This window comes from Burkholderia sp. JPY481 (genome assembly GCF_038900515.1).
GTDB classification, from domain to species: Bacteria; Pseudomonadota; Gammaproteobacteria; order Burkholderiales; family Burkholderiaceae; genus Paraburkholderia; species Paraburkholderia youngii.
Window position 1 is genome coordinate 679,489 of record NZ_JAYMRT010000002.1, and the last position, 26,666, is coordinate 706,154.

Sequence of the window (26,666 nt, forward strand, 5' to 3'; positions counted from 1 at the left end):
TTTCGAGTCCTGTGGGCGCTGGGAATTATTCGTAATCCGCGAGGTCGAGCTTGAAGAAGTCGCGAGCATTGCCGAAGAAGATCTTGTCCTTCTCTTCCTGCGACAGCCAGTCGAAGCCCTGGATGTACGGCTTGATGTCGTCGAACGTGCGGCCCGTATCCGGATTGATAGCCGAGCCGACGCCCGGGCACTCGGCGCCGAACAGGCAGCGATCGGCACCCACGGTCTTGATCAGCAGGCGCAGCGACTCTTCCGAATAGAGCACGGTGTCGTAATACAGGTTGCGCATACCTTCGAGGAAGTTGCGGCCGGCGCGTGCCGCACCCGACTGGAAGCGACCGATCTGATACGGGATCGAGCCGCCGCCGTGCGAGATCATGATCTTCAGCTTCGGGAAGTCCTTGAACACGTTCGAATTGACGAGGTTGAACACCGCGATCGTTTCTTCATTGATGAAGTGAACGGTGTAGGGCGAGCGAGCCGAGTGTGAACCCGTAGCGTGGATATGCGCCGGAATGTCCAGTTCGCACAGCTTTTCGTACAGCGGATACCAGTAGCGCTCACCCAACCCCGGAGCTTCGCTGCCGCTGTTTTCGAACGGATCCGGGTTGAGCAGCACGCCCTTGAAGCCGAGTTCCTTCACGCCGCGTTCGAGTTCCGGCAGCACGGTTTCGATCGGGTCACCCGCAACTTGCGGCAGGCCGCCCACACCGATGAAGCGCTTGGGCAGCAGCTTGACCGTGCGCGAGATGATGTTGTTCGTTTCTTCGGTGAACCAGTGGACGAGTTTGCCCGGCTTCTGGCTGTGCATCATCTGGAACGGACGCGGCGACAGCAGCTGGACGTTCGTGCCCACGCGATCGAGCATGTCGATGTGGCCGACCGGCGCCATTTCCTTCTTGTTCGCGTAGTGCAGGATCTCTTCGTCCGTCACTTCCGGCATCCTGCGACCATGTTCGCCGCGATGCGAGAGGATGTGTGCCTTGTAGACCCAGAGTTCGGCGGGCGCGCTGACGTGACCGTGGCAATCGATAATCACTTACTTGTCTCCTTGACTTAACGTGAGATGAGGGCGACGTCGTCGCCCGGTGTTCTACTTACAGATCGAGGACGAGACGGTCGCCCTTACAGCCAGAACAGCAAATGATCATCGTGTTGTTCGCAGCCTTTTCGGGCTCCGACAGAATGGCATCGCGGTGATCGGGTTGGCCTTCGAGCACGCGGACTTCACACGCGCCGCACACGCCTTCTTCACAGGAATAGGAAATGGGGATTCCCGCGTCGCGCACGACGTTGAGAATCGTTTTGCCCTGCGGGACCGTCAGGGTTTTTCCGCTCTTGCGCAATTCGATGACGAAGTTCCCATCGAGCGCGGCTTCCTGCTTCGCGGAGAAGTATTCGACGTGAACCTGTTCCTGAGGCAGCGACGCACACGCGGCTTCGAACGCCTCGAGCATCGGGCCGGGACCGCAGCAGTAGAAGTGAGCGGTGGACGGTTCTTTCTTGACGACGTCCGCGATGTTGAGGAATGTGCCGGCCTCGGCATCGACGTGAACCAGCGCGCCTTCGAAGGTTTTCAATTCCTCGGCGAATGCGACGTCGACGCGTTCACGGCACGAGTAATAGATACGCGGCGACTGTCCGAGCTCTTTCAGACGACGCGCCATACACAGAATAGGTGTAATCCCGATACCGCCGGCGACGAGGACGGTGTGCCCGGCATCTTCATTGAGCGGGAAATTGTTGCGAGGTGCTTCGATCTGGATGAGATCGCCGACCCGCATCGTCTCGTGCATATAGCGCGAACCGCCGCGCGACTGCGGATCGAGTTTGACGCCGACCACGTACGAACGCTGTGTCAGGCTGTTGCTGTATTCCAATAGCGAGTACTGACGGGTCAGGCCGTTCGGCAAAACGACTCCGACGTGAGCGCCCGGTTCCGCCCCGGGCAGCAGGTTGCCCTCGGGGTCTTCGAATGTGAAGGCCAGCGTGTTCCGGGCCAGATAGTTGATCGCCGTCAAACGCAGGGTCATCACTTCATTTAGTTGTTCACTCATGTCACCTCCAAAATCGTAGAACTCGGAGAACCGCGCAAACGGCGCGCAAGAATTACACATCACGCTTCCTTGTTTAAGAACCTCTGACGTCAGAATCACGGGGCACCGAAAGTTCCGTCGGCCGTTTGACGCGTAATTCTTTTTTGCATATTATTTGGCCTGACCAGAAAAAAGTCAAAGCCTCTTCGGCGCAGAGTCTGGCGGAAGCTGTAGCGACTACGTTTCTGAGGAAAACAGGCGAGATCACACGGGGTATTCCCCTAGGGAGGAGAAATGATCGCAGTTCTGACCACCAACGGTGGAACCGTCACGTACGGTGAGGGTGCGGCAACAACGCTGTTGGTCGCCACTATTCGAGGCATGCTCGTGTTCGAGCGTGCCGACGCCAATGCGCCGTGGAATCTCACGCGCAAGGCGCTGGAAGATCGTCACGTGAGCGCGCTGCTCTACGTGCCGAAAGCGGGTCTATTGTTCGCGGGCGCACACGGCCAAGGCAGTCTGTCGGTCAGCAAGGACCTCGGGCTGACGTGGGAACCAGCCAACAACGGGCTCAAAAGCACGCATATCTACACGATGGCGCAGCAGGAGCGCGATGGCCGCACCGTTCTGTTCCTGGGCACGGAGCCGTCCGCGCTTTATCGCAGCGACGATCTGGGTGCCACGTGGGTCGAAATCCCCGAGATGATGACGGTGCCGGACCAGGACAAGTGGACGTTCCCGCCGCCCCCGCACATCGCGCACGTGAAGAACATCGCGTTCCATCCGGCCGAGCCGAAGACGCTCTATATCTGTATCGAACAGGGCGCGCTGCTCAAGACGGTCGATGACGGCAAGACGTGGACCGAGCCGCGTAGCTACGAATCGGAAAACGACAAGTTCTACCACGACAACCACCGCGTGCTGATTCGTCCGTCCAACCCCAGGCAGATGTTCATGTGCGGCGGCGAAGGCCTGCACTACAGCGCAGACGCAGGCGAGACGTGGGTGCACCTGATGACGCGTCAAGACCTGATCGGTTATCCCGACGCGATGTTCATCGATCCCCGCAACGAAAACGTGCTGTATCTCGGTGGCCCGGGCAACGCGCCGCGTGACTGGGGTACACGGAAGTCGGCGGATGCCACGGTTCTCAAGAGCACCGATGGTGGCGTCACCTGGGACCATATGCGTAATGGTTTGCCCAAGGAAATCATCGGCAACATCGAGGGCATGGGTCTGTATCACTGGGGCGACAGGATCATGCTCATCGCTGGTACCGCGACGGGCGAGATTTACGCGACCGAGAACGACGGCGATAGCTGGTACGCGATCTCGGAAGACGTGCCGCCGATCTCGAAGGGTGGTCACTACCGCTGGTTCCTCGATGCCAAGGAACGCATGAACGTCGAAGGTCGTTACGGCCGCAACGAACACTGACCCGGCCACAGCAGCCAAACAAAAAGCTATTCTGCGCGCCGGTTCCTCGAGCGCGGCGCAGCAAGCCCTAACAGGAGAACGCCTTGAGTCGTATTGCTAGTCACGAGGACGCCCTCGCTATCGCTCGCGGTTTGCACAACGTGATTCGTTCACGTGTCAAACAGACCGAAAGCGATCGCGTGGTGCCGAAAGAAACCATCGACGCACTACGTGAGTCGGGTCTTTTCAACATCATCACGCCGAAGTCGTTTGGTGGTTCCGAGCTGGGCTTCACGACGCTCGTCGAAGTCACGGCCGAAATCGCGTCGGCTTGCGGTTCGACCGGTTGGGTGTTCGGCGTGCTCGCCGGTCACAGCTGGATGCTGAACCTGTTCCCGTTGAAAGCACAGCAAGACGTGCTGGGCAAAGGCCACGCCCTGACGGCCACGGTGTTCCGCCTCGGCGGCACGATTACCGAAGTCGACGGTGGCTACAAACTCGTGAGCGGTGAAGGGCGCTTCTGCTCCGGTATCGATCACGTGGAGTGGGTCATCGTCGGCAATGCCGTGCAGCGCGAAGACGGGCCGCCCGAACCGCGCTTCTTCGTGATCCCGCGCTCGGATATCCAGATCGTCGATGACTGGCACACCGCGGGCCTGCGTGGCACCGGTAGCCGCACGATCAAGGTCGCCGAAGCGTTCATCCCGGCACACCGTTCGGTGTCCGTGAAGGAAATGATGACGGGCAGCGTCGAAGGCGCCGATGCCCTGCGCGCTCCGATCTACCGCATGCCGTTCCATAACGTCACGCCGTTCTCGCTGATCGGTGCGCCCCTGGGCATGGCACGCGCGGCAATCAAATCGTTCACCGAAGGTCTGGCGCCACGTCTGAAGGCAATGCCGGCTGACCAGATGGCAGAGCAGTCGGCAACGATCGAACGTCTTGCACACGCGACGGCGGATCTCGACGCTGCCTATGCGTTGATTCTCGAAGACACTCGCCGCATTGACACAGCCGAAAGCGCAAAGTCGTTGACGCCGCTCGAATGGTCGCGCATTTCCCGCGATTGGGCATATTCGGCGCAAACGGCTCGTCGCGCGGCCAACAGTCTGTTCGAAGCCGCGGGCGGCACCAGCATCTACAACGCGTCGGACCTCCAGCGCATCTGGCGCGACGTCAATTCGGCCGCGCAGCACTTCGCATTCACGTGGGACAGCGCACTGACGAGTTACGGACGTCAGGCACTCGATCTGCCGCCTTCGAACTTCGGCCCTGGTCCTAAGAAATAGGAGTTAGCAATGAACGTGGATGATCTTCATTCAATCGAGGATTACTCGCCGGAAACGCTGCGTCAGATTGTCGAACGGGTGGAGAACTCGCGCACGTTCGAACAGATGATTTATCGCGAGTCCGAGCTGGACGAAGTCTGGCGCCTGCTCGACAACGATATCGCGGCGGCTGCACGGAATGCCGCGAACTCGGCCGAAGGGCAGAACCTCGTGGCGCTGCGCAATCTGATCATCGAAGCGCACGACCTGATCGGCAACGAAAGTAACACCGTAGACGCTCGCGAACGACTGCTAAAAGCCGTCGCACTCGTTTAAGGCAGTCGGGGGATTTCGGTCTCCCACGCAAATTCATATACAAGAGACTAGGAGCAAACATGCTTTCCCGCGAAGACAACGACGTTCTGACTCAAGTAGGAAAAGGCACCCCGAACGGCGACATGATTCGTCAATTCTGGATTCCGGCGCTGCTCGCATCGGAAATTCAGGAGCCGGGTGGTGCGCCCAAGCGTGTGCGTCTGCTCGGCGAAGATCTCGTGGCGTTCCGCGACAGCGACGGCAAGGTCGGCCTGCTCGAAGAACAGTGCCCGCACCGTCGTGCCTCTCTCGCGCTGGGCGACAACTCGGAAGGCGGTCTGCGTTGTCTGTACCACGGCTGGAAGTTCGCCGTCGATGGCCAGTGCATGGACACCCCGACCGAGCCGGAAGATTCGAAGCTGTGCTCGCGCATCAAGGCGATCGCCTACCCGGTGCGTGAGGTCGCTGGCGTGATCTGGACGTACATGGGCGACCCGGCAAAGGTTCCGCAGTTCCCCGACTTCGATTTCCTGTCGTACCCGGCAGAAAAGGTCGCAGCGTTCAAGGTTCTCGAAGACTGTAACTACGCTCAAGCCGTCGAAGGCACGATCGACTCGGCACACGCGGGTGTCCTTCACCGCGAGCAGCCGTGGTCGGCGCCGGCGAAGTACGAGCACGAGCGCGATTTGCGTCCGAAGATCGAAGTCGAATACACGCTGTACGGTCTGCGCTACGCCGGCGTCCGCAATTTCCGTGAAGAAGGCAAGCTGCACGCCCGCGTCACGGAAGTGATTCTGCCGTTCTTCACGCTGATCCCGCCCGATGGCTTCGGCGTCCGCAAGAACCGCCGCATGGCCAACGCTTTCGTTCCGCGTGACAACGAATCGACGTGGCACATCCAATGGTTCTTCGACGAAACGCAGCCGGTCGATATCGAATATCGCATCCAGGAAGGCGGCCACTGGGTCGATGAAAACTTCCGCAAGGAACTCAACATCGACAACTGGTACAAGCAGGACCGCGAGGCGATGAAGACGTCGTCGATGTCCGGCATCAAGGGCATCCTGACGCAAGATCACGCGGTCAGCGAAACGCAGGGCCGCATTCTCGACCGCACGAAGGAACACCTCGGCACGTCGGACGTCGCGGTCGTCGCATGGCGTCGCCAGATGATTCGTTCGGCACGCGCGTACGCACAAAGCGGCGAGCTGCCGAGCGTGCTGACGAACACGATTCCGTGGAATCAGATTCACGCTTCGACGGTGATCTTCCCGAACGATCGCACATGGAAGGAAGAAGTGCCCCTCAACCCGGCCGTCGCTCTGAAGGCCTGAGGTTCGCATGATCGTTGATAGCCACGCTCACGTATCGCCTCATTGGTATGAGCCCGTCGAGGTGCTGCTCGATCAGATGAATGAATACGGTGTTGGTCATGCCGTGCTCACGCAGATGATTGGACAGACGGACAACCGGTATCAGCAGGAATGCGTTAAGCGATTTCCCGGCCGTCTGTCGAGCGTGGCCTGGGTCGATGTCGAGGACCCGGACGTTGCGAAGACGATCGAATCGCTGGCACGCGCTGGTGCCAGCGGTATTCGATTGAGACCATCGGCATGTCTTGACGACGGTCGCCTTCCCGAGGCCTGGCGCGGTGTTCAGGCCTCGGGATTGCCAGTGAGCTGCGTGGGATCTGCTGAAACGTTCAACGCGCCGGGCTTCATTGAATTGATCACCAAATTGCCGGGTACGACGATTGTCCTCGAGCATCTTGGCGGCACCAGTGCACCGGCTTCAACGGATGAAGCGCTGGCCCTGCGCCGTCAGGTGTTCAAACTCGCGGCGTTTCCCAATGTGATGCTGAAAGTGCCGGGTCTTGGCGAACTATTGCCTCGCGATCCGAAAACATGGCACCTGGGCCGGCCGTTTGGTGATGCTCATCCTACGCTCCTACACGAAGCAGTTGACGCGTTTGGCGCTGATCGTTTGATGTGGGGCTCTGACTTTCCCGTCGTCAGTTCACGCGAGGGATATGGTCTGGCGTTGAAACTCCCGCGTCAGGCGCTCGCTGGACTGACGAATCACGATCTCGACGCGATCTTTGGCGGCAACGCCCTGCGCGTATTTTCGAAAGCCTGAGATTGAAAAACTAGCAGGAGACAGACATGACGAAGAAGGTGTTGGCCGCGGTTAAAACGGATGTCGAGACTACCGAATTGCGCGAATTCGACTATCCGCAAGTGCGCCCAGAGACCGGCATTTTGCGCATCGAAGCCAGCGGCGTCGGAGGCAGCGATCCCGAGTTGTATCGCAAGGCAGGTCACGTTCCGGTGATCATGGGCCACGAGAACGTCGGCACGATCGAAGAGGTTGGCGAAATCGCGGCTAAACGGTGGGGCGTCAAGCCCGGCGACCGCGTGGCTCTCCACGAATACCTGCCGTGCTGGAATTGCGAGTGGTGTATGAAGGGCGATTTCCGTCTGTGCATGGAAGTCGATTTCTTCAACGTGAAGGATCGCCTGAATACCGACCGATTCGGTATGTCCACCGCCAACAAGCCGCCGCATCTGTGGGGCGGGTACGCGCAGTACATGCATATGCCGCTCAACACGGTGATGCACAAGATTCCCCAGGACCTGCCGGCCACCCACGCGACGCTGGCCGTGCCGTTCGGCAACGGCGTGCAGTGGGCGTGTCTGGACGGTGGCGCAGGCCCCGGCAAGGTCGTGCTCGTCTTCGGTCCCGGCCAGCAGGGTTTGGGCTGCGTGCTGGCGGCAAAGGCCGCGGGCTCGTACACGGTGATTCTCGCGGGTATGACGCGTGACCAGACTCGTCTCGATCTGTCGCTGCGCCTCGGCGCCGACTACGCGATCAATGTCGAAACGCAAGACCTTGAAGCCGAAGTGATGCGTATCACGAAGGGCCGCGGGGTGGACGTCGTTGTCGATACGACGGGCGATCCCAAGGGCGAAATCGTCAAGCAGGCGATCGCGCTGGCAGCGAAGGGCGCTTACCTGAGCCTGAACGGCCTGGAACAACACGTGCCGATCGGCGAGATCAAGAAACGCTATCTGACGGTGCGCGCACCGCGTGGCCGTAGCTATGCGGCCGTCGAACTCGCACTGCGCTATATCGGTTCGGGCCGCTATCCGATCGACGAGGTGTGCTCGCACACGTTCGGACTCGCACAGACACACGAAGCGATCCTGGCGACGGCCGGGCGTGGCGTCGAAGGCGCTATCCACGTCTGTGTTGATCCGTGGAAATAACGCCCTGCCGTTTGTTGATATCGAATTTTACAGAGAAGGTAACGTCATGATCGACAGTCACGCCCACCTGATTTCCACTAACGTGGAGAAGTATCCGCCGTCGCCGTTGAGCGGCACGCTCGAAGCGAACGCATTCGACAACCCGGTGACGGCCGAACGCCTGATCGACCTGCTCGACGCTTATGGTGTCGAGAAGGCGCTCGCGGTCCAGCGGGCTCACCTCTACGGCTTCCACAACGACTATGTGGTGGACTCCGCCGAGCAATATCCCGATCGTCTGCGTTCGCTGTGCATGATCGATGCACTGGCCGACAACGTGGAAGAAACCGTGCGCTACTGGGTCGGCCAACGCGGCTCGGTCGGCATTCGTTTGACGGAGCCGAACAAGGGCGCGGACTCGAGCTGGTTCGCGTCGAAAGAAGCGCTGCGTGCATGGTCGGCCGTGTCGGATCTCGGCGGCTCGGTGCGTCTGCACTTCTATCGCTGGAATCGCGTCGGCGCGCTCGAAGCGCTTCGAGACGTCGTCAAGCAATTCCCGAACACCCCGGTCATTCTCGACCACTTTTCGAACATCGTCGGCGAATCGGGTGCACCGGACTACGGCGTGGACGAAGCGCTGCTCACGTTCGTCGATTCGCCGAACGTCTATCTGCTGTACTCGATGATCAACCTCGGCAAACTGAAGGCACTCGAGCTGCCGGCAGCGCCCGTCGTCGAGCGTGTTGTCCGGTCGTTCGGCGCCGACCGGGTGATGTGGGGTTCGGACATCGCGCAGTCGAAGGGTGAGTACAAGGACATGGTTCAGTTGGCCAAGGACGCGGTGTCGTCGCTCTCTGAAGCGGATCAGCGGAAGGTCCTGCACACGACCGCCGAACGCGTGTACTTCAGCTGATATTCGCCCACCTAAATACGGCGTTCCAATAAGAAATTGCGGGACGCCGCTTCTCGCATTTAAGGGTATCCCCGAGTCTTGTCGAGCGGTGCTACAAGATAAGATAAAGAATACCCAATTGAATACTTTCGGCGGTCGAGCGCGGTGGGTCCGATCCGAGGCAACTTTGGTCGGCTGTACCGCACGGGTCAGGCAATACGCTCGATTTGTCCGTTCTCGATTCTCTCTGAGGAGACATCAAATGAAATTCCTTCGGAATTGTTGGTACATGGTTGGCTGGTCGAGCGAGTTCTCGGCTACCGACATCGTCCCGTTCACCGTGATGGACGAGCCGCTGGCGCTCTATCGCAAGGACGACGGCACCCTCGTCGCTCTGGAAGACCTGTGCCCGCATCGATTGGCGCCGCTCACGGTTGGCCGCAAGGAAGGCGACGAACTGCGCTGCATGTATCACGGCCTCAAGTTCGCTGCCGATGGTCGCTGCACCGAAATCCCGGGCCAGGAGCGCATCTCGTCGAAGGTCTGCGTGCGCAGCTATCCGATCGAAGAAAAGCACGGTGCCGCGTGGGTCTGGATGGGCGACCCGGCAAAGGCCGACGTCGCGCTGATTCCGCCGATCGAAGGTCCGGACAGCGACACGTACGCGATGGTTTGCTCGAAGTTCGTGATGAACGGCAACGCCGAACTCGTGGCCGACAACCTGCTCGATCTGTCGCACGCACCGTTCATTCACGAATCGACGTTCGGTGCGAACAACAAGGTGTCGCTGAAGGTCCAGAAGGACGGCGAGACCAAGCGCGGCACGACGGTTCTCGAACGTGGCGTGGTCGCCGACCGTTGGCACATGGGCCGTCCGACGAACCCGTATTTCGATCTGCCTTCCGACGATAACGTGGTCAGCACCTTCCTCGTGCCGGGCGTCTTCATTCTGAAGATCAACTCCTTCGCACCGGGCGTTCAAGATCGATTCGTCGACGGCAAGCCGAACGAGGAACCAATCTTCCGTCGCTGCACGTGCCAGATGATTACGCCGATCAACGATACGCAATCGATGTTCTTCTACAACTTCGGTCCGGATCATGGGCACGCCGATCTGAAGGAACACGCATTCGGAATCGCGGACGCAGCATTCGCCGAAGACAAGGCAATCATCGAAGCGCAGCAGGCAATGATCAAGAAGGTGCCGGGCCGCAAGATGATCATGCTGGCGATGGATCAGCCGGTGCTGCGTTACAACGAGATCTATGACGGCCTTCGCACGAAGGAAGAAGCCGAGCAGGCAGCAGCTCCTGCAGCCTAAGTAGCTCAACCCGCGCCGGTATGTTTAGAGAAACGATGGATAACGAAAAGATGGAAGTGAACTGGACCGAGCCCCGATGGGATGAACAGGCCGATATGGTCGTGGTCGGCTATGGCGGTGCGGGCGCAACGTTCGCGTTCGCTGCCGCCGAACAGGGCGCTGACGTGCTCATCCTCGAAAAGGGTGCGCAGGGGGGCGGCAACTCGGTCTGTGTGGCGGGTGGTCTGATCATGACCTCCGTCGATGAAGAAGAGTCTTTCAAGTATCTGAACTGGTTGTGTGCAGGCCAGACCGAGGAGAGCGTTCTTCGTCATTTCGTTGCAAGTCTCAAAGACATACCCGCGTTCCAGCACAAACTGGAATTGCCGCTCAAAGACAACCCGCAGCCGTTCTCGGCCCCGGGTTTCTTTCCCGAGTTCGCGGGCGCTCCGGGTGCCGAGAGCATCAAGGGCATGAGCGTCGTGGCCGCACCGGGCGGTGCAGGTCTCTATAACGCGATCTCGGCTCAAGCAGAGAAGGCGGGTGCGCGTGTCAAGTACAGCACGCGGGTCACGCGTCTGATTCAGCATCCGGTGACGCGCGCGATTCTCGGTGTCGAAGCCGAGCGCGAAGATGGCACGACGATCACGATTCGCGGTCGCAAGGCGACGGTGCTGGCCAGCGGTGGCTTCGAAGCGAACGAGGCCATGTGCAAGCAGTTCCTCACCGCATGCCCGATCTATTTCCTGGGTAGCCCGAATCTGACCGGCGACGGCATCCGCATGGCGCAGGAAGTCGGTGCCCAGCTGTGGCACATGAACGCCGTGGCAGGCCCGCTCAACATGGGCATCAAGACTAAGGAAGGCTACGTTTACGTCACCTACGACCTTAACAAGGTTGCAGGCTTCGGTTACAAGTCGGGCGCGTTCAAGGACGGCGGCAGTCTGCTGTGGGTGAACCGGCAGGCGAAGCGCTTCCACAACGAAACGATCGACACGTCGGTCGTTCAACACGGGTTGGCGAATCGCGACGCGTGGCTGGCAACGACGCCGGGCATTCCGGAATTCACCAACGTGCCGGCATTCCACATCTTCGACGAAAAGGTTCGGGCCGGAGGCGCGGCGATGACCACGCTGAATTCGCGCGTGCCGCCGTGGAGCCAGGACAACCTCAAGGAACTCGAAGAAGGTCTGATCACCAAGGCCGATACGCTCGAAGAACTGGCGTTGAAGTGCCAATGGCCGGAAATCCCCGGCGTGACCAAGGCAGGTCACCTCGATCCCCACGCACTTCGTGAGACCGTCGAGCGCTATAACGAGCAGTGCCGTCTGAATGCGGATCCCGAGTTCGGACGTGAGACGTTCCTGGTGCCGCTCAACGACGAGGGACCCTACTACGCGATCGGACCCATGCTGCCGACGTACCTCAATACCCATGGTGGACCGAAACATGATGCGGGGCAACGTGTTCTCGATCATCAGGACAAGCCGATTCCCGGTCTCTATGCAGTTGGGGAGTGCGGATCTTTGTGGGGCCCGTTTTACAACTCGATGGGCGATATTGCGGAGTTCATCGTATCAGGCATGACAGCGGCGAAGACCGCACTTTCCGATAGCGAGGATCGGAAGATTCGCTGATTGATTGCACGGAAAACTAAACCAGGAGACAGAGAACAATGAGTGAGACCGCACAGGTGCGAGCGACGTTCGCACCCGCCGAAGCCGCTTCGGATTCGAAAACGTCGAAGGGAGCATGGTGGATGCTCGTCATTTTGACGGCGACCTACGTGATCTCCTTCATCGATCGGGGTGCGATTTCCCTCGTCGTCGGACCGATCAAGGAAGACCTCGGAATTTCCGACCTCGAAGTCAGTTGGCTTCTCGGGCTCTCATTCATGCTGCTGTACAGCGTGCTTGGCATTCCCATGGGTGCGCTGGTCGACAAGTACGAGCGCCGGCGCCTGCTCGGTGGCGCGATCATGGCATGGTCCGCCGTCCAGGTTCTGTGCGGTTTGAGTCAGACATATGTCCAGTTGTTCGTGACGCGCGTGGGTCTCGGTGTTGGCGAGGCCGCGCTGTCGCCTGGCGCCGCGTCAATGATTCGCGATGCGTTTCCGCCGCAACGCCGCAGCCTCGCGTTCGGCATTTACAACATCGGACCGCTTCTCGGCACCGGTCTGGCTCTCGGGCTCGGCGGCTTTCTGCTGAAAGCCGCATCGGCGGGTGCATTTGCGGGCCTGCCGCTGGTTGGCGGCCTCAAACCATGGCATTTCGTGCTGCTGGTGCCCGGACTTATCGGCATTCCGTTCGCCGTGCTTCTGTGGCTCGTACGTGAGCCGGCACGCCGCGACGTCAACGCAGGCAGTGGAGTCACGTATCGTGAAGCGCTTTGTTTCGCGTGGGCCAACAAGGCCGTCTACGTTCAACTCTGGGTTGCAATCTGCTTGTACGGCATTGCGGTTGGTTCGCAAATGGCCTGGCTGCCGGAAATCATCGCGCGCACGCTGAATATCCCGCGTCCGGAGATCGGTAAGGCGTTGGGGGGTGTGGCACTGTTGGCGTCGCCTGCTGGCCTGTTGATCCTGGGTCGTATCGCTGACTGGTTGCGTGAACGCGGCATGATCGACGCACCGGTTCGCGTCGCCGCTGTCACGACGGCTATCGCTGCAATCGTCACCGCATGCTTCCCGCTGATCCACTCGATGAATGTCGGCCTGATCGCTTATTTCGTGCAGACGTTCATGTTCTCGATGTTCGCGGTAGCTGGCGGCGCAACGATGGCCAACTTCACGCCGGGCAACATGATGGGCAAACTGACGGCGGTCTACTACCTGATCACGAACCTGCTCGGTCTGGCACTCGGGCCCACCGTCGTTGCGCTCGTTGCCAAACTGTTCTCGGGTCCGAATGCACTCGGCGCTTCCTTCGTCATTTGCTATGTGATCTCGGTTGCAGTGGCAGTCATTCTGTTGATCCGTGTCTGTGGTGCGCTGCGCCGTGCGGCGGCGAATAGCTGATATCTGATATCTGATTCAGGAGTGTGCGGTGTGGGCACTCCTCTCTCGAGTTCCTACAGGGTCAATCCAGTGAAAATTACCCGCGTTGAGTGCGTTCCGGTTTCAATGCCGCTTAAGAAGCCACTGAAGCTTCCGAACGTCACGATCACCTGTCTGAATACGCTCGTGGTGCGTATTTACGCCGATAACGGTTTGGTGGGCGTCGCTGAATCTGGCGACACTTCGTCGTGGTATCGCGGCGAAAGCCAGGCCTCGATGGCGGCGATGATTTCCGATATTTTCGCTCCGCGAATCCTGCTCGGCGAAGATCCGTGCAATATCGAAAAAATCGTCGGCATGATGGGTCAGCTCGCACGCGACAATAATCAGGCGAAAGCGCTCGTCGATTGCGCGTTGCACGACCTGAAGGGGAAGGCACTCGGTCGGCCGGTTTACGATCTTCTGGGTGGCCGCACTCGCGAGTCGGTACCGTTGGGTTGGGTTCTCTCGGCCGGCGATCCGGAAAAAGTGGCAGAGGCAGCGGTCCAGGTTCGGGAGGCAGGTTTCTCGGCCTTCAAACTCAAGGTTGGACGCCATACGTTCGACAACGATGTGGCGACGGCCCGTGAAGTGCGCAAGGCACTCGGCCCGGACGCGATGATCACGCTGGACGCAAATGGGTCGTGGAATTACGAGCAGGCCCTGAAAACGGTGCGTCGTCTGGACGAATACAACCTCGCGTTTATGGAGCAGCCGCTCGCGCATCAGTACCGCGACAGCATGTCCAAACTCCGCGAGCGCGTGAACACACCGATTTACGCGGACGAGGGCGCGCAGGAACTCGGCGACCTGCGCGAGATCGCCGAACGCCGCTCGGCTGACGGCGTGATTCTGAAGATTCAAAAAGTGGGCGGTCTGCTGAAGGCACAACGATTCCTGGCCGCATGCCGGATCTACGACATCCCCGTGTTCTGCTCCACCTTGATTGGCGGCGGTATCGAGTCGGGACCAAGCACGCATTTGATGGTCTCGGATCAGTGGGCGTGCCAGTTCATGAGCGAAAGCATGGGGCCGCTGGCGGTGCATTCGGTATTCAACAGCGACGAGATTCCGGCGGGCGAAGATCTGGCAATCGGCGGTCAGCGGTTTGCTCAGGGTCGCGCATATCCGAGCGAAGGCCCGGGCTTCGGATTCGAGGTCGATGAAAAGCTACTGAACAAAATCATCACGCCGGGCGCAGCCCATCGGGTCGTTCAGGTGTAAACGGGCATTCAGCGGCTGACTCGATTCCGCCGCGTTGCGAAACTAAAGCCAACAACGGAGACATCTGATGCAAGGTATTAATTCGCCGCCGTGGAAGTACGCTGTCCTTTGGCTCAGGATATATTTCGGAGCCGATTTGCTGTGGTCGGGTTTCCGTTATATCTCCACCGGATGGGTTCCATTCATTCCGGGCACCGGAGGTGCATACGTGCAAGCGCTGGATGCGATTCACATGTTCCCGGTCGTCAAGTATATGGAATGCGTGCTCGGTATCCTGATGCTGAGCAACCGTTTCGTGCTGCTCGCTGCGATTTTCGAGTTCCCGACTTCGGTTTCGATTTTCTGGATCAATACCTTCATCGTTGCGACTCCGCGTCAATTGTTCTCGGGCCCGAATCAACTGCTGATGAATGGTCTATTGATTTTGGCCTACAGCGGCTACACGGCTTCGGTATTTAAGCCAAAACTCACGCCTCTGGCATTATGGGAAGGGTTCAAGGTCGATGTCTGGAAAGAGTCTCTCAAGTTCAAGAAAACATCTGAACCGAGCAGTGATATCGTCGGATCGGGAGAACTGCAATGAAGAGCAACCGGAACCTTTATATCGGTCTCGCCCTGTGTCTGGTCATGACGTGCTGGGTCTTCTTCGGATCGACGGGATTGGGTTACACGGAATATCGTCCTCTGCGCGCGCGTGACATGTTTGGTCTGGCAATTCCGTGGATCTGCGTCATTACTGTACTGATTCGCGATCGCCGTAAAGGCATCGTTTAAAATGGCTCTTAGGTGATGGGAAGTTTCCATCACCTTTGAGATATCCTGTCGTATTGCAATTTCCGCGGCACCATATTTCAACGTTGTACTGCAAGAACCTTTACGGAAATACCCTTCCCATGAATAGCGCGAATTCTTCCCCGTGGAAGTATGTAATCACGTGGTTGCGTCTGTATTTCGGCGCCCACCTTTTCTTCTCAGGTATCCGATTCGTGATCGACGGCTATGTGCCAATGATTCCAGGTCTCGCCGGCCAGTATGTGGCGGGAGCCGATGCGATCGGTATGTATCACTGGGTTAAGTACATGGAAGCGGTTTACGGGGCACTGCTGCTGATGAACCGTTTCGTGTTCCTGACACTGATTCTCGAGATGCCGACGACGGTCACGATTTTCTGGCTGAACACGTTTATCTCGGCGACGCCGCGTCAACTGTTCTCGGGTCCGCAAGAACTCCTGATGAACGGCATTCTGCTGCTCGCGTACAGCGGCTACATGGCGGTTTGCTTCCGTCCGACGCTCAACCCGATGTGGCTGTGGGACGGCTGGAAGGGTTTCAGCCTGAAGGGCAAAGGTGGGAGCCTGGTGGGTGTACCCGCCGTCGAACAGCAGCAAAATGTACCCGCCTTCGAACAGCGGAAAAAAGAATTGGCTTAAGGAGCACACGCGATGAAAAAGAATACCTGGATCGCAATCGCCATCTGTATCGCACTGACGCTGGCGGCCGTCGACGGCTCGACGGGTTGGGGCTGGACGGAGTACCGTCCGCTGCGTAATTTCGACTACTTCGGCCTCGGCGTCTCCTGGCTGCTCTTCATCTTCGTGCTCGTGCGCGACAAGGTCAAGGGCGAAGCATAAGGCTTCGGTCACCGCGGTTCTAGATTCAAGGAAGTCCAGGGAGAATTTTCTCTCTGGACTTTTTTTGTTTATATACGGCTTGGCGTGTCCATCTGAGTTGGGTTCAGCAGGATCGATCTGATGGTGGCGCAGGGCGCGAGTACGCATGACCCAAGTCGCAGGCGGTTCGTCTCTGATCTGTCGAGCAATGAGCTGCGACAGATATCCCAATCTCGCTTGGTTCTCCAGTGCGTTTGAAAGTCCTTAGAGAGAGGCACTCCGTCTGTTTGAACGGATGGAGAAGTACCTGCCACTGGCGACAGAAAGATGCCTGCCTGCAGAGGATTAGTAGGCTAAGTTCGAGCGCAGGCTGACGACGGCGCTGGTCCGACGCGACCGAGAACAGATCATGCAGGTGTTGATCGATGAGCGGGAGCGTATAAGCGGGACGGTCATCGACGTTTTGGTAAGCGGAGGGCTATGAATAAAAAAAGCCCGCTAGAAGCGGGCTTTTTCACAGGAGTAGGAGGGCTTAGAAGCGCGTTGCCAAACCCAGGCCGATTGCCGTGACATTGGCGTGGTAGCCGGTCGGGGCACCGAGACCACCGGGCGGGTAGATCGTTTGGTGCGCGATCCCGCTGTTCCAGAGCTTCTTGAAGAAGCCGTACAGCATTGTCGCCTTCGAGAGTTGGTACGTGTAACCGACAGCAGCCGATCGAATCGCCCAATTGCCAGTTACCGGACCGTTTGTGCTGGCATAGGTAATGTTCTGGTCGCTCAGTCCGCCGTAAGAAGCGCGAATGGTGCCGAATGGGCCGGTCGGAATCGTGACACCGGCTTGCCAGCCCTTATCGGTCTGGCCCGGATCATTCAGACGCACTTGGTACGTACCGTAGAGCGCGACGAAGTTGAAGTCATATTTCACACCCAAGACGTGTTCGTACGTATTGCGTGCAATGGTCGCTGACGGTTGCAGGCTGTGGCCGAAGCCGTAGCTCGTGAGCAACGGGCCGTTGGCGTAGGTAAGAGTCGCGAGTTGGTAGTGCGTCGCGTTCTGCAGACCTTGATTGTTGCCCCACGAATACGCTGCGGTGCCATTCAGACCCCTCCACGTCGGCGACGAATACTGGATCGTATTGTCCTGGCGAGCCGGATCTTGCAGCATGTTGAAAATCCACGGACGCGGTTCTTCGCCGCCAATCGAGCCGAGCGGCGATGCTGCTGCCAGCAGCATCGGGTCGAAGGTACCGCCCCATTCGTAGCCGGCTGTTTGCAGGCGGCCTGCAATGATCTGGCCGAAGTCGCGGCTGTCGATGCCGACGAAGGCGCGACGGCCGAACAAACGACCACTCTGGCCGGACGTGCCGTTGTTGATGTTGAAGCCGCTTTCGAGCACGGCGATCGCAGACAGACCGCCGCCCAGATCTTCCTTCGCGCGAATGCCCCAACGCGACCCACCGGCCCCGCCGCTGTTCATGCTGACGACGTGTTGACCTTCCGAGTTTCCGAAGTAGCCGACGAATGCATCGGCAACGCCATACAGCGTCACGCTGGTCTGTGCCTGTGCCATCACAGGCGCGATTGCTGCCGCAACGGCGCAGCTAACGAGCAGTTTACGCAATTCCAGTGTCTCCCACATGTCGATGTTAATTTGTAGAGTGGCCGACGTTGCGCAACGGCAAAGCGATGCACAACGGCACGCATGCAAAATAATATACGATGTTGCATATGGCTGATAGAGAATTTCAAAAATGTTGTGTTCGAGGGTATTCCCTGGATGACAGCTGAGGCTCGTTATTTTTACTTCATCGTCATTGCTTGGGATTGCAAAGGAAAAAGCGGTGGTGCAGAGCGATTCTTCAAAAGAAAAGATAAAGCACCATTGGTTGACCGAAATACCTGCTGTCACGCGTGAGCGCCGTGGGCGGAAAACTTGGCATGTCGACGCAAACGCTGCGCAACTGGTTGGTTGCAGGCGACTGAGGCCGGCATGATGAGTGGCCGCGGGCGAAGGTCATTTCGGCGGGGCAGAAGGCGCTCGCAGCCAGAAGCTTCCGGCGGGCATTCTATCGACACTTGCGGCGCGCCTCGATTTCGCGAGCTCCATCGAACGCCTCGTTCCGGCTGCGGCCCTGTCCTCGAAATTCCTCCGCTGACAGGACAGCGCCGAACGATACGCAATTAGTGATCCGTTGGTCCGCCACTTACCGCACCATATTTCTCGCCCCTGGTTTGTGCACTACGCGAGAAGTGAATATGTTTCGATTTGCCTTTCGTTTGTCAAGACAGCGCTTATACTTATCAGCGATAACCCCGATAAGAAAGGTGTTGCCATGAACCCCTTTCCGCGTGTAGCGCTCGGCGTTCTTGCCGCGGCGTGCTGCCTCGCGTCTGTTGAGGCGCTGGCCCAACCGTACGATTCGACGATGCCGCTCACCCGAGCCGCGGTGCGCGCCGACCTGATCGAATGGCGGAAGGCGGGCTACGATCAGTCCGACGACTGGTTCGACTACCCCGATAGCGCGATCCGCGCGGGCGCGATCGTGGCGCAATGGCGTGCGGCGGCCGGCACTCCAGCTGGTCAGATGGCCCAGTAGTAACATAACCGAATCACCCCAATCATCCGGCGTCGGCGCTGCAAGGGCCAATGCCGGTGGGGGATCGTGTTCGCTCGCGGATTGAATCTTCCTGTCCACCCATCCGGGTGAGGACTCAGTCAGTACGGAAGGCGGAGCATGGCAGGCTTCCGCCACCATGCCGCGTCAAGTATCGCGGCGTACAGGTTCGTCGTCTCCGACCGACTCACAGTTGGCGCACTCGTCAGCGCCAAATCCGACCTCGCCGCCCGCCGGCGCCTTCGCTTCCCGTGCATTACGCTCCGCGCGAACGAAATGCCGCATACATCAAATAGCACCTATCCGCCAACAACGGAAATAGGGAAACCCCGACGTTTACACGCGATCTTTTGGCCTATACGATTAAGTAGGCTAAATTAAATACAAAAACGCAGGTCCTAACCATCTCAAGTCGAAGCGTTTCACTCTTCACAATGCTTTCAAGGAGGCAGGATGTCGAATAACCAAGGGGTTCTCTCCTCGGGGGGTAACGCCACGCGTGTCAACGTGTGGATGGACAGCATGACTGGACGCGTGGTCACGGCAATCGTGGGCTTCCTGTTCATCGCGCAGATCGCTCACGGTCTGCATTCGGATCCGCGTTGGCACTGGCATGCAGGCACCGGCAAACTGCCGCATGACATTGTTCAGGAGTTCATGGACCTGGCTTATACGGAGGGCAAGGGAGCCGAGGCCTACAAGACTTATTTCTCGGAAAAGGCTGTCGATAACGCGCCGAACACGATCGATCATCAGGATGGCGAACCCATTCCCCACGAGGTGAAGAAGATCATCGTCCAGGGCATGGACGTCGCGGTCTATCAGACGATCGGCGCCACCCGTGGCCAACCGGCGCAAGACGTTGTCGATGTCTACGAGATCAGCGGGTCTGGCTGGATCATTCGCCATGACCGCATTACGCAACAGAAGGCTGCGCCGGTGCAGGCTGCGAACTAAAACGGCAAAGGACGAAAGCACACTATGGACAACGATGATCGCAAAACGATGCCGCAACTCATCGGCAAAGTCATCCTGACGTTCTGCCGGCTGTATCTTGGCGGCTGGATGGTCGTCAGCGGTACCAGCTACTGGCGTACGGCTCTCGGCATGTCGCCGATCTTCCCGCAACCGTTCGGCACGCTGCCCGCGTCGAACGAGCTGCTGGTCACGATGGTTCACACGCATTTCTTCCATATCGTGAAGACGTGCGAAATTCTGGGTGGCCTTTCGCTCATTCTCGGTATCTTCGTCCCGGTCGGCCTGCTTATGCTTCTGCCGGTGTCGTTCGTCGTCTGGTACAACGCGATCGTGTTGAACCATCGCTTCGACAAGATGTTCACGCCGTACATGGGCGTTGGTTGCCTGTACATGAACCTGATTCTGATGGTCTGGTACATCAAGTATTACCTGCCGATGATGACGTTCAAAACGACGATCGGCCGCATCAGCGACTGGAAGAAGCTGCCCAAAATTTTCAAGTCGGACGCGGTTGATTTGATCTGATTTCGGATGTGAAATGAGGGATTTGGCTACGTTGCTTCGGTAACGTAGCTTTTTTTGTTTAAGTATTTGGCGATATTTCCTAAATCATGACGAAAAGATTTTCGCGTCTTAAATCGGGTTGGTCATTGAGCCGAGTTTGTGGCGATATTAGCGGTGCGATATTTGGCATGCTGTTGATCGCGCAGCCGTTGATCGCGCATGGGCAGCCTGTTCAAACGCTCACGATCATAGAGTATCGATCGCATATGTCGCCGGACCAGCCGACAATGCGTGGCATGGCCAGGTTCGCGGATATCGTGAACCGGGAGTCGCACGGTCGTCTGGCCGTGAGCGTGAGCGCGGATACAGTTCAGGGTTCGCCGGGCGAGCAGATCAAGACATTGCAGGCAGGTGGCCCGGGTGCCCCGGATTTGATGCTGCTGGTGACGCCGGCATTGCGTCACCTCGTGCCCGAATTCGAAATCATGGATCTGCCGTTTGTTGTCCGCAGCGAACGTCAGGCGCAGGCGCTGCTCGATGGTCCGTTCGGACAAGCTCTGTTGTCGCGCCTAGAGAGCCACGGCCTCACGGGTCTCGCCTGGTGGGAGAACGGCTTCCGACAGATCACGACGTCGGGCCAGCCGTTCCGGCAGGCGCTCGATCTGGCGAACCGGCCGGTTCGTGTGATCCCGGAACCCGCGTTCGTTGAGACGTTCAAGGTCTTGGGCGCTGACGTCGTGGGACTTCCGTATTCTGAGCTATACGGAGCGTTGAAGAGTGGACGCATCGTTGCAGAGGATAACTTCTATTCGCAAATCCTGGCCGGGCGCCTTTATGATGTTCAATCGGCCGTCTCGATCACGAATCACTCATATAGCGCCATTGCTGTCATTGCCAATTCGGCGGTCTGGCGGAAGTTGACAGTTCAGGATCGACATGTTTTACAACACGCTGCGATAGAAGCAGGGCGCTTTGAGCGCGACCTGATTCGAGAACAGGCGAAAGCCGATCGTGCAGAGCTTGAGCGTCGCGGTATGACGGTCTATACAGTCGCGAGCGATGAAATAGAAAAGCTGGACACCCTGACAGACCCCGTCAGACAGCAATTCTTCCGCAACTACGATCCCATAATCGTCGATATGTATCGACGTCAAATAGCGAAACGCTAGACAATCCGGTGCTTGAGAAAAATATAACTATTGGGGATGTGCGAGACTCCGCCCAGGAGTCTCGCTCTGCATCCAGGCGTACGCGACTGATCCCGATGATCGTCGCGGTACCGATGTTTTTGCAGAGTCTCGATACCTCGATATTGGGCACGGCTCTCCAGTCGATTGCCACTTCCCTGAATGTCGAGATACTTCATCTCAACTTCGCCATAACCGCGTACCTGTTGAGCCTCGCACTGTTTCTCCCGGCAAGCGGGTGGCTCACCGATAGATTCGGGACGCGGCGCGTATTCGGTTCGGCAGTCGCGATCTTCTCACTGGCATCCGCGCTATGCGGCGCGGCCACCTCGATCACTGAAATCGTTCTGTTCCGGGTCTTGCAAGGCCTCGGCGGCGCCATGATGGTGCCTGTAGGGCGCCTGATTCTGCTGCGAAGTATTCCGGCAACGCAGCTGGTCGCAGCGATGGTGTGGTTTACAGTACCGGGGACCATTGGGCGTGTGATCGGGCCACTTCTGGGTGGGCTGATCGTCACGATGGGCTCCTGGCGATGGATCTTTCTGCTCAACATTCCATTCGGTGTGTTGGGCATCCTGCTGTCGTTGAAATTTGTGCCGGATTCGCGCTCGGAAAAGTCTGGGCCGTTCGACATGACGGGATTCATTCTGATGGCGATAGGGCTTTCCGGCATCGTATGTGGTCTGGAAACCGTTGGCCGGAATTTCGTCCCTATGAGCGTAACGATTGGAATCACGGCTATTGGGGTACTGGCAATGATCGTATACGGGCTCTATAGCCGTGGACGTTTCGATGTCATTATCCCTCTCAAGATTTTTGGATATAAAGCGTTTAGCATCACGACGATCGGCGGCATTCCGCTTAGACTCGCGGTCGGCTCGGCTCCAATCTTCGTACCGCTCCTGTTGCAAGTCGGCTTGGGATTGACCCCCATTCAATCTGGCTTGATGAGCGCCTGGCTGTCTGTCGGCGCATTCGGTGTCCGTCCAATCATGGATCGTGCAATAAGGAAGTTCGGATTCAGGCCGATCATGATGTTGGGCGCTGCGATGACGGGCGCGACATTCGCTTGCTATGGATTGTTCGGACCGACGACGTCGGTTGGGCTCATGTGCTTCGTCCTTTTCGTAGCGGGGATCGTTAATTCTCTGGGGATGATAACTATGAATACGGTTGGCTATTCCGGCATCCCTGATACTTTGATGAGTAAGGCCACGGCACTTTCGACAATGATGCAGCAGACCTCGATTAGCTTTGGCGTCGCAGTCTGCGCATCATGCCTGACGATCACCGCACAGGTTCATGGGCACAGCGCGGATCATCTGGTAATCGACGATTTCCCGATGACATTTTTCGTTGTCGGGGCCTTTACCCTGCTGTCGGTCGTGGCATTCGCCGGTCTTCCCAAGGAGGAAGGCCAGGAACTGCGCTAGATTACGATAAACGATATGAGCTATTCCTTTAAGTCACACGCCAATACACATCCGGGCTCGAGCGACTACGGTCGAGACCTGGCGGATCACTTCGGTGCCTTGGATGCGGAATTTTACGACCGGCGCTTGGCCGATCAAGCAACTGAGCTGCAGGCGACGCCGCGAGACGAAGCGCACGGAAACTCACGAACGCGTAAGGTTGACGCTCGTGCGTGATCAACACGATTGGACGGTTCGGCAGCGCGAGAGGTACATTCAACGTCGAATAGAGTGGCGTGCAGTTCGAGCCGTCGCCAGTCGCTCTAACGTGACGAAGGCACTGAGTGGAGAATTCCGGTAGCCTCCAGTTGCGACAAGAGATGGATGCGCGACAGAAAAAAAAGCTCGATGCCTTTTCAGAACATCGAGCCCCTGTCGTTACCCATGCAACGAACTGAGTTACTTCGCAGGCTGACTCAGCCTGTCGTGATCAGTGGCGATAACCTTCGCATAGTCGGCGGATGCGAGATAAGCAGCCTGGTGACCGTTGACGTTCAGCGCTTTCTGGACGTTCGGGTCCTGCACTGCGATCTTCACGGCGTCCGCGATCTTATCGCGGACCGGCGCCGGTAGATCCTTCGGTGCCAACACACCTGTATGCGACGCGAAATCGAAGCCTGGGAACATTTCGCCGAGCGCGGGAACATTCTGAATCTCGGGAATACGGCGCGAACCCAAGACCGCGAGCACACGCATCTTGCCTGCCTTGATCTGCGGCACCGCCATTTCGTACGGAATTTCAACCATTTGCACTTTGCCGCTCAAGAGCGCTGAAATCTGGTCAGCGTCGCTCTTGTAGGCGGTATGAATCATTTTGACGCCCGCACGCTTCTGGAACGCCACCATCGCCAGATATTCACGCGACGTGGTGCCTGTCGATCCAAACATGTAGCAGTTCGGATTGTCCTTCAGACGGCTAATCAGATCGGCGTAGTCCTTGATGTCGGTGCCGCTCAAACCGGCGCCGTTGCCCGCGACCAAAACCAGACCCGCGTGACCGGTGACTTGTGCCACCGGAGTCAAATCCTGGCGTGCGGCGTCCACTTGCTCGGTATCGCCGACGAGAAGCGTCAGCCCGTCAGCGGGCGCTGCTTTTGCTGCCGACAAAGCGGCTGCGTCCGCCTGAATTTCGACGACAACCTCGGTGCCCAGCGCCTTGCTCAACGCGGGCGCCAGTGCGCGGGCAACCATGTCTGAATTCTGGTTCGGTCCGGCAGCGATCAGCTTGACCGGCGCCGACTTCGCCGGTGCTTTGGCGACCGAAGCTTTGGCGGGTGACGTCTGTGCCGCGAAGCCACAACTCGACATCGTTATACCGGCGACCGCGGCGAAAGCGAGTGCGGCACCGAAGATCTTTCGATTCGTGTTCAAGTAACGTCTCCTGTGTGTTGGGGTTAGAGATGGGATGGTCGCGATTTTGTATTCAAAAAAGACTACCATTGTACCAGGGCAAACGCGTACGGTTCGGCACGAGTGCGAGCGCAGCGACGGTTGATCGCCACCACGCCGCCCCCGCGGATTCCGTATTGCCCCAACCAATTGCGACGCGACCGGGGGAAGCCCAGGGTTTTTACCGGAGCATGGTTCGTTGACATCGTAGGCTGTCGTAAATACTATTTTGACTGATGATAACGAATTCTAATTGGTGCGCGATTACCTCGGGGTGCGGAGAGAATCCGGTTGGGGCTTGTCACGCATCTCGGATCCAATGGGGTGTTGCTGACGCGCCCTGCGCGAACTTTTGGGCCGCCAAGCAGTTCACGGCAAATGTGCTGCCGGGGGGCAGCGCCCGATCTGGTCAATCGATTCGCCGGCAACAACGCAACACCCTGATCGCCAACGTGACGAGCTCGGCCATTCGTCACGCTGAGACCGGCTCCCCTCTCTATTCGGCCGGTGCCGCCGCACGGCTCGCACCGGTCATGGCTCGCACGATTCATGAGTTGCTTCGGGTGTTCAACGGCGATCCCGACGCCCGCATTGGATGCTGCACAACTTCAGGAGGACAAGCGACCAGCGAAACGATTCACCGCCAGTCAGTTTCAAAGACCACAAATAACAATCAGGAGAATGTATGAATCATCAGGGGGCCGGGAGGAAACACCGATGGACCGCGATACCGTTGGCATGCGCATCGGTTTGCATCAGCATTACGGCCGCGCATGCGCAAAGTAGCGTGATGCTTGGCGGATTCCTTGACGAAGGGGTCGCTACCTATCGTGATTCCGGTGGGTCACGTTTTTTTCAAATGCAGGATTCCGCTATTTTCCCCACAAAGTTCTTCTTCCGCGGGAGCGAGGACATGGGGGGCGGCCTGCGCGCAAACTTCAGCCTCGACTCGATGATCAGCCTGAGCACAGGGGGGCTTGATCCGCAGTCGCGCGGTGCGATGTTCGAGAACTCGTCGTGGGTCGGACTCAGTCAAACGGGGATTGGCAGCTTCCGCCTCGGGCGGCAGAACGACTTCGCCTTCGACTACTACCTGATCGGCGGTATCGATCCCGCAACTGGCATCGCTGGCGGTATGCTGAACTTCCGCACCGGCAGCTTCGGTGCCGATCTGCTCGGCGTTTCGGGTCCGGCCCAGATTGCTGGTGCCGTCCCAGGCGGGCCGTTCGCACCTATCACAAGGAACGGTCAGATTACTGGGTTAGCGGCCATCAACTGGGACCGTGTCGGCGGCAAACGGATGTCGAATGCCGTCAAGGTCGTTTCGGAGGAGTATGCCGGGCTGTCGGTTGGCTTGATGTATAGCTTCGGCGGCACGGCGGGGGACTTCAACAACGGGGCCGGAAAGAGCGCCGCAATCAATTACAGGAATGGGGAAACGCGTGCTGCCGTTGTTTACACCGAGCAGAACTACGCGCCGGTCAACAACGGGCATAGTGGCATCGCCAACCTGCTCGCCGGCGCAAGGACGAAGTACGCCCATTTCACGGTCTCGGGGTTGTACAGCCAGGCGCGCAATACCCATACGGGTGCGAGGATTTACGCGCTTGCGGGTGGCGTCGGGTATGACTTCTCGCCGGCCTGGAACCTCGGCGGCGCCTACACCTACGAAAATGGTAACGAGTTGCTGAAGAACGTGACGATCAACCAGGCCGCATTGCAGTTGACATACACGTTGTCGAGACGCACCTCGCTGTATGCCGCCGGTGTATTTCAACGCACCAATGGCGCATATGCTGCCGAAATTGGGAACATCGTGGCAAACGGCAATATCCAGTCAGTTTTTCAGCTTGGCATGATGCATCGATTCTGATGCTGCATTGAGAACGGCGGCGGTGAAAAGTTTTCGTCATCGCTGCCGTGATCTTGACGGGTATGTAATAGCAAACTCACCCCGATCGAGCGCAGAGAGTACCACGAGGTTCTTTTCGTCTACTATGATAGTATACAATTTAGAATTATCTGAGGGAAGCAAAAACGAAGTCGGCAAGGTTCGCCCCTCCAGCTGAGAGCAATTCAGCGCACCTGACACGTGGTTGCGCGCAGAACCGACTGATCAACCATAGTACGAGGTGGTGTTCCGACGTATAGGCGCAAACTCGGCTTCTGGTTCCGATCACA

The 26,666-nt window shown here is 58.3% G+C and carries 25 protein-coding genes; 21 read left to right on the forward strand and 4 right to left on the reverse strand.

Going from position 1 to position 26,666, the window contains the following annotated elements; genetic code table 11:
• Nucleotides 1–25 precede the first annotated feature (25 nt).
• The gene (locus VSR82_RS08590; RefSeq protein WP_368585469.1) at nt 26–1,039 is read right to left on the reverse strand and encodes an amidohydrolase family protein; all 1,014 of its coding nucleotides are present in this window, start codon (nt 1,037–1,039) and stop codon (nt 26–28) included.
• A gap of 58 nt (nt 1,040–1,097) precedes the next feature.
• Entirely contained in the window at nt 1,098–2,057 is a 960-nt protein-coding gene (locus tag VSR82_RS08595; protein WP_410853194.1) for a PDR/VanB family oxidoreductase, read from the reverse strand.
• A gap of 273 nt (nt 2,058–2,330) precedes the next feature.
• On the opposite strand from VSR82_RS08595, the gene VSR82_RS08600 reads away from it, so the two are divergent.
• From VSR82_RS08600 to VSR82_RS08670, 15 genes are all read left to right on the forward strand, one after another.
• On the forward strand, nt 2,331–3,473 hold the full coding sequence (locus tag VSR82_RS08600; protein WP_429456003.1) for a WD40/YVTN/BNR-like repeat-containing protein: 1,143 nt from the start codon (nt 2,331–2,333) through the stop codon (nt 3,471–3,473).
• Nucleotides 3,474–3,556: 83 nt separating this feature from the next.
• Nucleotides 3,557–4,741: an acyl-CoA dehydrogenase family protein gene (locus VSR82_RS08605; protein ID WP_429456002.1), complete on the forward strand. Its 1,185-nt coding sequence runs from the start codon at nt 3,557–3,559 to the stop codon at nt 4,739–4,741.
• Nucleotides 4,742–4,750: 9 nt separating this feature from the next.
• The gene (locus VSR82_RS08610; protein WP_368585472.1) at nt 4,751–5,056 is read left to right on the forward strand and encodes a hypothetical protein; all 306 of its coding nucleotides are present in this window, start codon (nt 4,751–4,753) and stop codon (nt 5,054–5,056) included.
• 59 nt (nt 5,057–5,115) lie between these two features.
• On the forward strand, nt 5,116–6,369 hold the full coding sequence (locus VSR82_RS08615; protein ID WP_429456001.1) for a Rieske 2Fe-2S domain-containing protein: 1,254 nt from the start codon (nt 5,116–5,118) through the stop codon (nt 6,367–6,369).
• Between the two features lie 7 nt (nt 6,370–6,376).
• Entirely contained in the window at nt 6,377–7,171 is a 795-nt protein-coding gene (locus VSR82_RS08620) for an amidohydrolase family protein (protein WP_429456000.1), read from the forward strand.
• A gap of 26 nt (nt 7,172–7,197) precedes the next feature.
• Nucleotides 7,198–8,301, forward strand: coding sequence for a zinc-dependent alcohol dehydrogenase (locus VSR82_RS08625; protein ID WP_368585475.1), 1,104 nt, complete (start codon nt 7,198–7,200; stop codon nt 8,299–8,301).
• Nucleotides 8,302–8,347: 46 nt separating this feature from the next.
• On the forward strand, nt 8,348–9,193 hold the full coding sequence (locus tag VSR82_RS08630; RefSeq protein WP_429455999.1) for an amidohydrolase family protein: 846 nt from the start codon (nt 8,348–8,350) through the stop codon (nt 9,191–9,193).
• A gap of 241 nt (nt 9,194–9,434) precedes the next feature.
• Complete coding sequence (locus VSR82_RS08635) at nt 9,435–10,493, forward strand: Rieske 2Fe-2S domain-containing protein (protein ID WP_368585477.1); 1,059 nt, start codon at nt 9,435–9,437, stop codon at nt 10,491–10,493.
• 35 nt (nt 10,494–10,528) lie between these two features.
• Nucleotides 10,529–12,109 carry an FAD-dependent oxidoreductase gene (locus VSR82_RS08640; RefSeq protein ID WP_429455997.1) on the forward strand — a complete coding sequence of 527 codons (1,581 nt, stop codon included), beginning with the start codon at nt 10,529–10,531 and terminating at the stop codon, nt 12,107–12,109.
• A 38-nt stretch (nt 12,110–12,147) separates the two neighbouring features.
• On the forward strand, nt 12,148–13,488 hold the full coding sequence (locus tag VSR82_RS08645) for an MFS transporter (RefSeq protein ID WP_429455996.1): 1,341 nt from the start codon (nt 12,148–12,150) through the stop codon (nt 13,486–13,488).
• A gap of 69 nt (nt 13,489–13,557) precedes the next feature.
• Nucleotides 13,558–14,730 carry a mandelate racemase/muconate lactonizing enzyme family protein gene (locus tag VSR82_RS08650; protein WP_429455995.1) on the forward strand — a complete coding sequence of 391 codons (1,173 nt, stop codon included), beginning with the start codon at nt 13,558–13,560 and terminating at the stop codon, nt 14,728–14,730.
• A gap of 67 nt (nt 14,731–14,797) precedes the next feature.
• Nucleotides 14,798–15,313, forward strand: coding sequence for a hypothetical protein (locus tag VSR82_RS08655; protein WP_429455994.1), 516 nt, complete (start codon nt 14,798–14,800; stop codon nt 15,311–15,313).
• Nucleotides 15,310–15,504, forward strand: coding sequence for a hypothetical protein (locus tag VSR82_RS08660; RefSeq protein WP_087738133.1), 195 nt, complete (start codon nt 15,310–15,312; stop codon nt 15,502–15,504). The genes VSR82_RS08655 and VSR82_RS08660 overlap by 4 nt, the downstream gene beginning before the upstream one ends.
• A gap of 119 nt (nt 15,505–15,623) precedes the next feature.
• Nucleotides 15,624–16,160 carry a hypothetical protein gene (locus VSR82_RS08665; RefSeq protein ID WP_246391931.1) on the forward strand — a complete coding sequence of 179 codons (537 nt, stop codon included), beginning with the start codon at nt 15,624–15,626 and terminating at the stop codon, nt 16,158–16,160.
• 12 nt (nt 16,161–16,172) lie between these two features.
• Entirely contained in the window at nt 16,173–16,361 is a 189-nt protein-coding gene (locus VSR82_RS08670; RefSeq protein ID WP_368585482.1) for a hypothetical protein, read from the forward strand.
• Between the two features lie 511 nt (nt 16,362–16,872).
• Here the strand turns inward: VSR82_RS08670 and VSR82_RS08675 are convergent.
• The gene (locus VSR82_RS08675) at nt 16,873–18,249 is read right to left on the reverse strand and encodes a porin (protein WP_429455992.1); all 1,377 of its coding nucleotides are present in this window, start codon (nt 18,247–18,249) and stop codon (nt 16,873–16,875) included.
• Between the two features lie 424 nt (nt 18,250–18,673).
• Between VSR82_RS08675 and VSR82_RS08680 the strand changes: the two genes are divergently transcribed.
• The 5 genes from VSR82_RS08680 to VSR82_RS08700 all read left to right on the forward strand — a co-directional run bounded on the left by VSR82_RS08680 (nt 18,674) and on the right by VSR82_RS08700 (nt 23,057).
• Nucleotides 18,674–18,937, forward strand: coding sequence for a DUF4148 domain-containing protein (locus VSR82_RS08680; RefSeq protein WP_498857629.1), 264 nt, complete (start codon nt 18,674–18,676; stop codon nt 18,935–18,937).
• A gap of 471 nt (nt 18,938–19,408) precedes the next feature.
• A complete protein-coding gene (locus tag VSR82_RS08685) occupies nt 19,409–19,912 on the forward strand; it encodes a hypothetical protein (protein ID WP_429455991.1) in 504 nt (167 codons plus the stop codon).
• Between the two features lie 24 nt (nt 19,913–19,936).
• Nucleotides 19,937–20,458 (forward strand): DoxX family membrane protein, encoded by a 522-nt coding sequence (locus VSR82_RS08690; RefSeq protein WP_368585486.1) that lies wholly within the window; start codon nt 19,937–19,939, stop codon nt 20,456–20,458.
• A gap of 167 nt (nt 20,459–20,625) precedes the next feature.
• Entirely contained in the window at nt 20,626–21,606 is a 981-nt protein-coding gene (gene dctP / locus VSR82_RS08695) for a TRAP transporter substrate-binding protein DctP (protein ID WP_429455990.1), read from the forward strand.
• 95 nt (nt 21,607–21,701) lie between these two features.
• Complete coding sequence (locus tag VSR82_RS08700; protein ID WP_498857630.1) at nt 21,702–23,057, forward strand: MFS transporter; 1,356 nt, start codon at nt 21,702–21,704, stop codon at nt 23,055–23,057.
• Between the two features lie 438 nt (nt 23,058–23,495).
• Here VSR82_RS08700 and VSR82_RS08705 read toward each other — a convergent pair whose 3' ends face one another.
• Entirely contained in the window at nt 23,496–24,536 is a 1,041-nt protein-coding gene (locus VSR82_RS08705) for a Bug family tripartite tricarboxylate transporter substrate binding protein (RefSeq protein ID WP_429455988.1), read from the reverse strand.
• A gap of 634 nt (nt 24,537–25,170) precedes the next feature.
• Here VSR82_RS08705 and VSR82_RS08710 point away from each other — a divergent pair.
• Nucleotides 25,171–26,358 carry a porin gene (locus tag VSR82_RS08710; protein WP_429455987.1) on the forward strand — a complete coding sequence of 396 codons (1,188 nt, stop codon included), beginning with the start codon at nt 25,171–25,173 and terminating at the stop codon, nt 26,356–26,358.
• Nucleotides 26,359–26,666 lie beyond the last annotated feature (308 nt).

Excerpts from the sequence above, each read along its gene's own strand:
- VSR82_RS08625 (WP_368585475.1), top strand. The coding sequence starts at position 7,198 with ATGACGAAGAAGGTGTTGGCCGCGGTTAAAACGGATGTCGAGACTACC.
- dctP (WP_429455990.1), top strand. The coding sequence starts at position 20,626 with ATGCTGTTGATCGCGCAGCCGTTGATCGCGCATGGGCAGCCTGTTCAA.
- VSR82_RS08690 (WP_368585486.1), top strand. The coding sequence starts at position 19,937 with ATGGACAACGATGATCGCAAAACGATGCCGCAACTCATCGGCAAAGTC.
- VSR82_RS08655 (WP_429455994.1), top strand. The coding sequence starts at position 14,798 with ATGCAAGGTATTAATTCGCCGCCGTGGAAGTACGCTGTCCTTTGGCTC.
- VSR82_RS08615 (WP_429456001.1), top strand. The coding sequence starts at position 5,116 with ATGCTTTCCCGCGAAGACAACGACGTTCTGACTCAAGTAGGAAAAGGC.
- VSR82_RS08710 (WP_429455987.1), top strand. The coding sequence starts at position 25,171 with ATGAATCATCAGGGGGCCGGGAGGAAACACCGATGGACCGCGATACCG.
- VSR82_RS08705 (WP_429455988.1), bottom strand. The coding sequence starts at position 24,536 with ATGGTAGTCTTTTTTGAATACAAAATCGCGACCATCCCATCTCTAACC.
- VSR82_RS08645 (WP_429455996.1), top strand. The coding sequence starts at position 12,148 with ATGAGTGAGACCGCACAGGTGCGAGCGACGTTCGCACCCGCCGAAGCC.
- VSR82_RS08665 (WP_246391931.1), top strand. The coding sequence starts at position 15,624 with ATGAATAGCGCGAATTCTTCCCCGTGGAAGTATGTAATCACGTGGTTG.
- VSR82_RS08700 (WP_498857630.1), top strand. The coding sequence starts at position 21,702 with ATGATCGTCGCGGTACCGATGTTTTTGCAGAGTCTCGATACCTCGATA.
- VSR82_RS08660 (WP_087738133.1), top strand. The coding sequence starts at position 15,310 with ATGAAGAGCAACCGGAACCTTTATATCGGTCTCGCCCTGTGTCTGGTC.
- VSR82_RS08610 (WP_368585472.1), top strand. The coding sequence starts at position 4,751 with ATGAACGTGGATGATCTTCATTCAATCGAGGATTACTCGCCGGAAACG.
- VSR82_RS08630 (WP_429455999.1), top strand. The coding sequence starts at position 8,348 with ATGATCGACAGTCACGCCCACCTGATTTCCACTAACGTGGAGAAGTAT.
- VSR82_RS08620 (WP_429456000.1), top strand. The coding sequence starts at position 6,377 with ATGATCGTTGATAGCCACGCTCACGTATCGCCTCATTGGTATGAGCCC.
- VSR82_RS08595 (WP_410853194.1), bottom strand. The coding sequence starts at position 2,057 with ATGAGTGAACAACTAAATGAAGTGATGACCCTGCGTTTGACGGCGATC.
- VSR82_RS08670 (WP_368585482.1), top strand. The coding sequence starts at position 16,173 with ATGAAAAAGAATACCTGGATCGCAATCGCCATCTGTATCGCACTGACG.
- VSR82_RS08685 (WP_429455991.1), top strand. The coding sequence starts at position 19,409 with ATGTCGAATAACCAAGGGGTTCTCTCCTCGGGGGGTAACGCCACGCGT.
- VSR82_RS08635 (WP_368585477.1), top strand. The coding sequence starts at position 9,435 with ATGAAATTCCTTCGGAATTGTTGGTACATGGTTGGCTGGTCGAGCGAG.
- VSR82_RS08680 (WP_498857629.1), top strand. The coding sequence starts at position 18,674 with ATGAACCCCTTTCCGCGTGTAGCGCTCGGCGTTCTTGCCGCGGCGTGC.
- VSR82_RS08640 (WP_429455997.1), top strand. The coding sequence starts at position 10,529 with ATGGATAACGAAAAGATGGAAGTGAACTGGACCGAGCCCCGATGGGAT.
- VSR82_RS08600 (WP_429456003.1), top strand. The coding sequence starts at position 2,331 with ATGATCGCAGTTCTGACCACCAACGGTGGAACCGTCACGTACGGTGAG.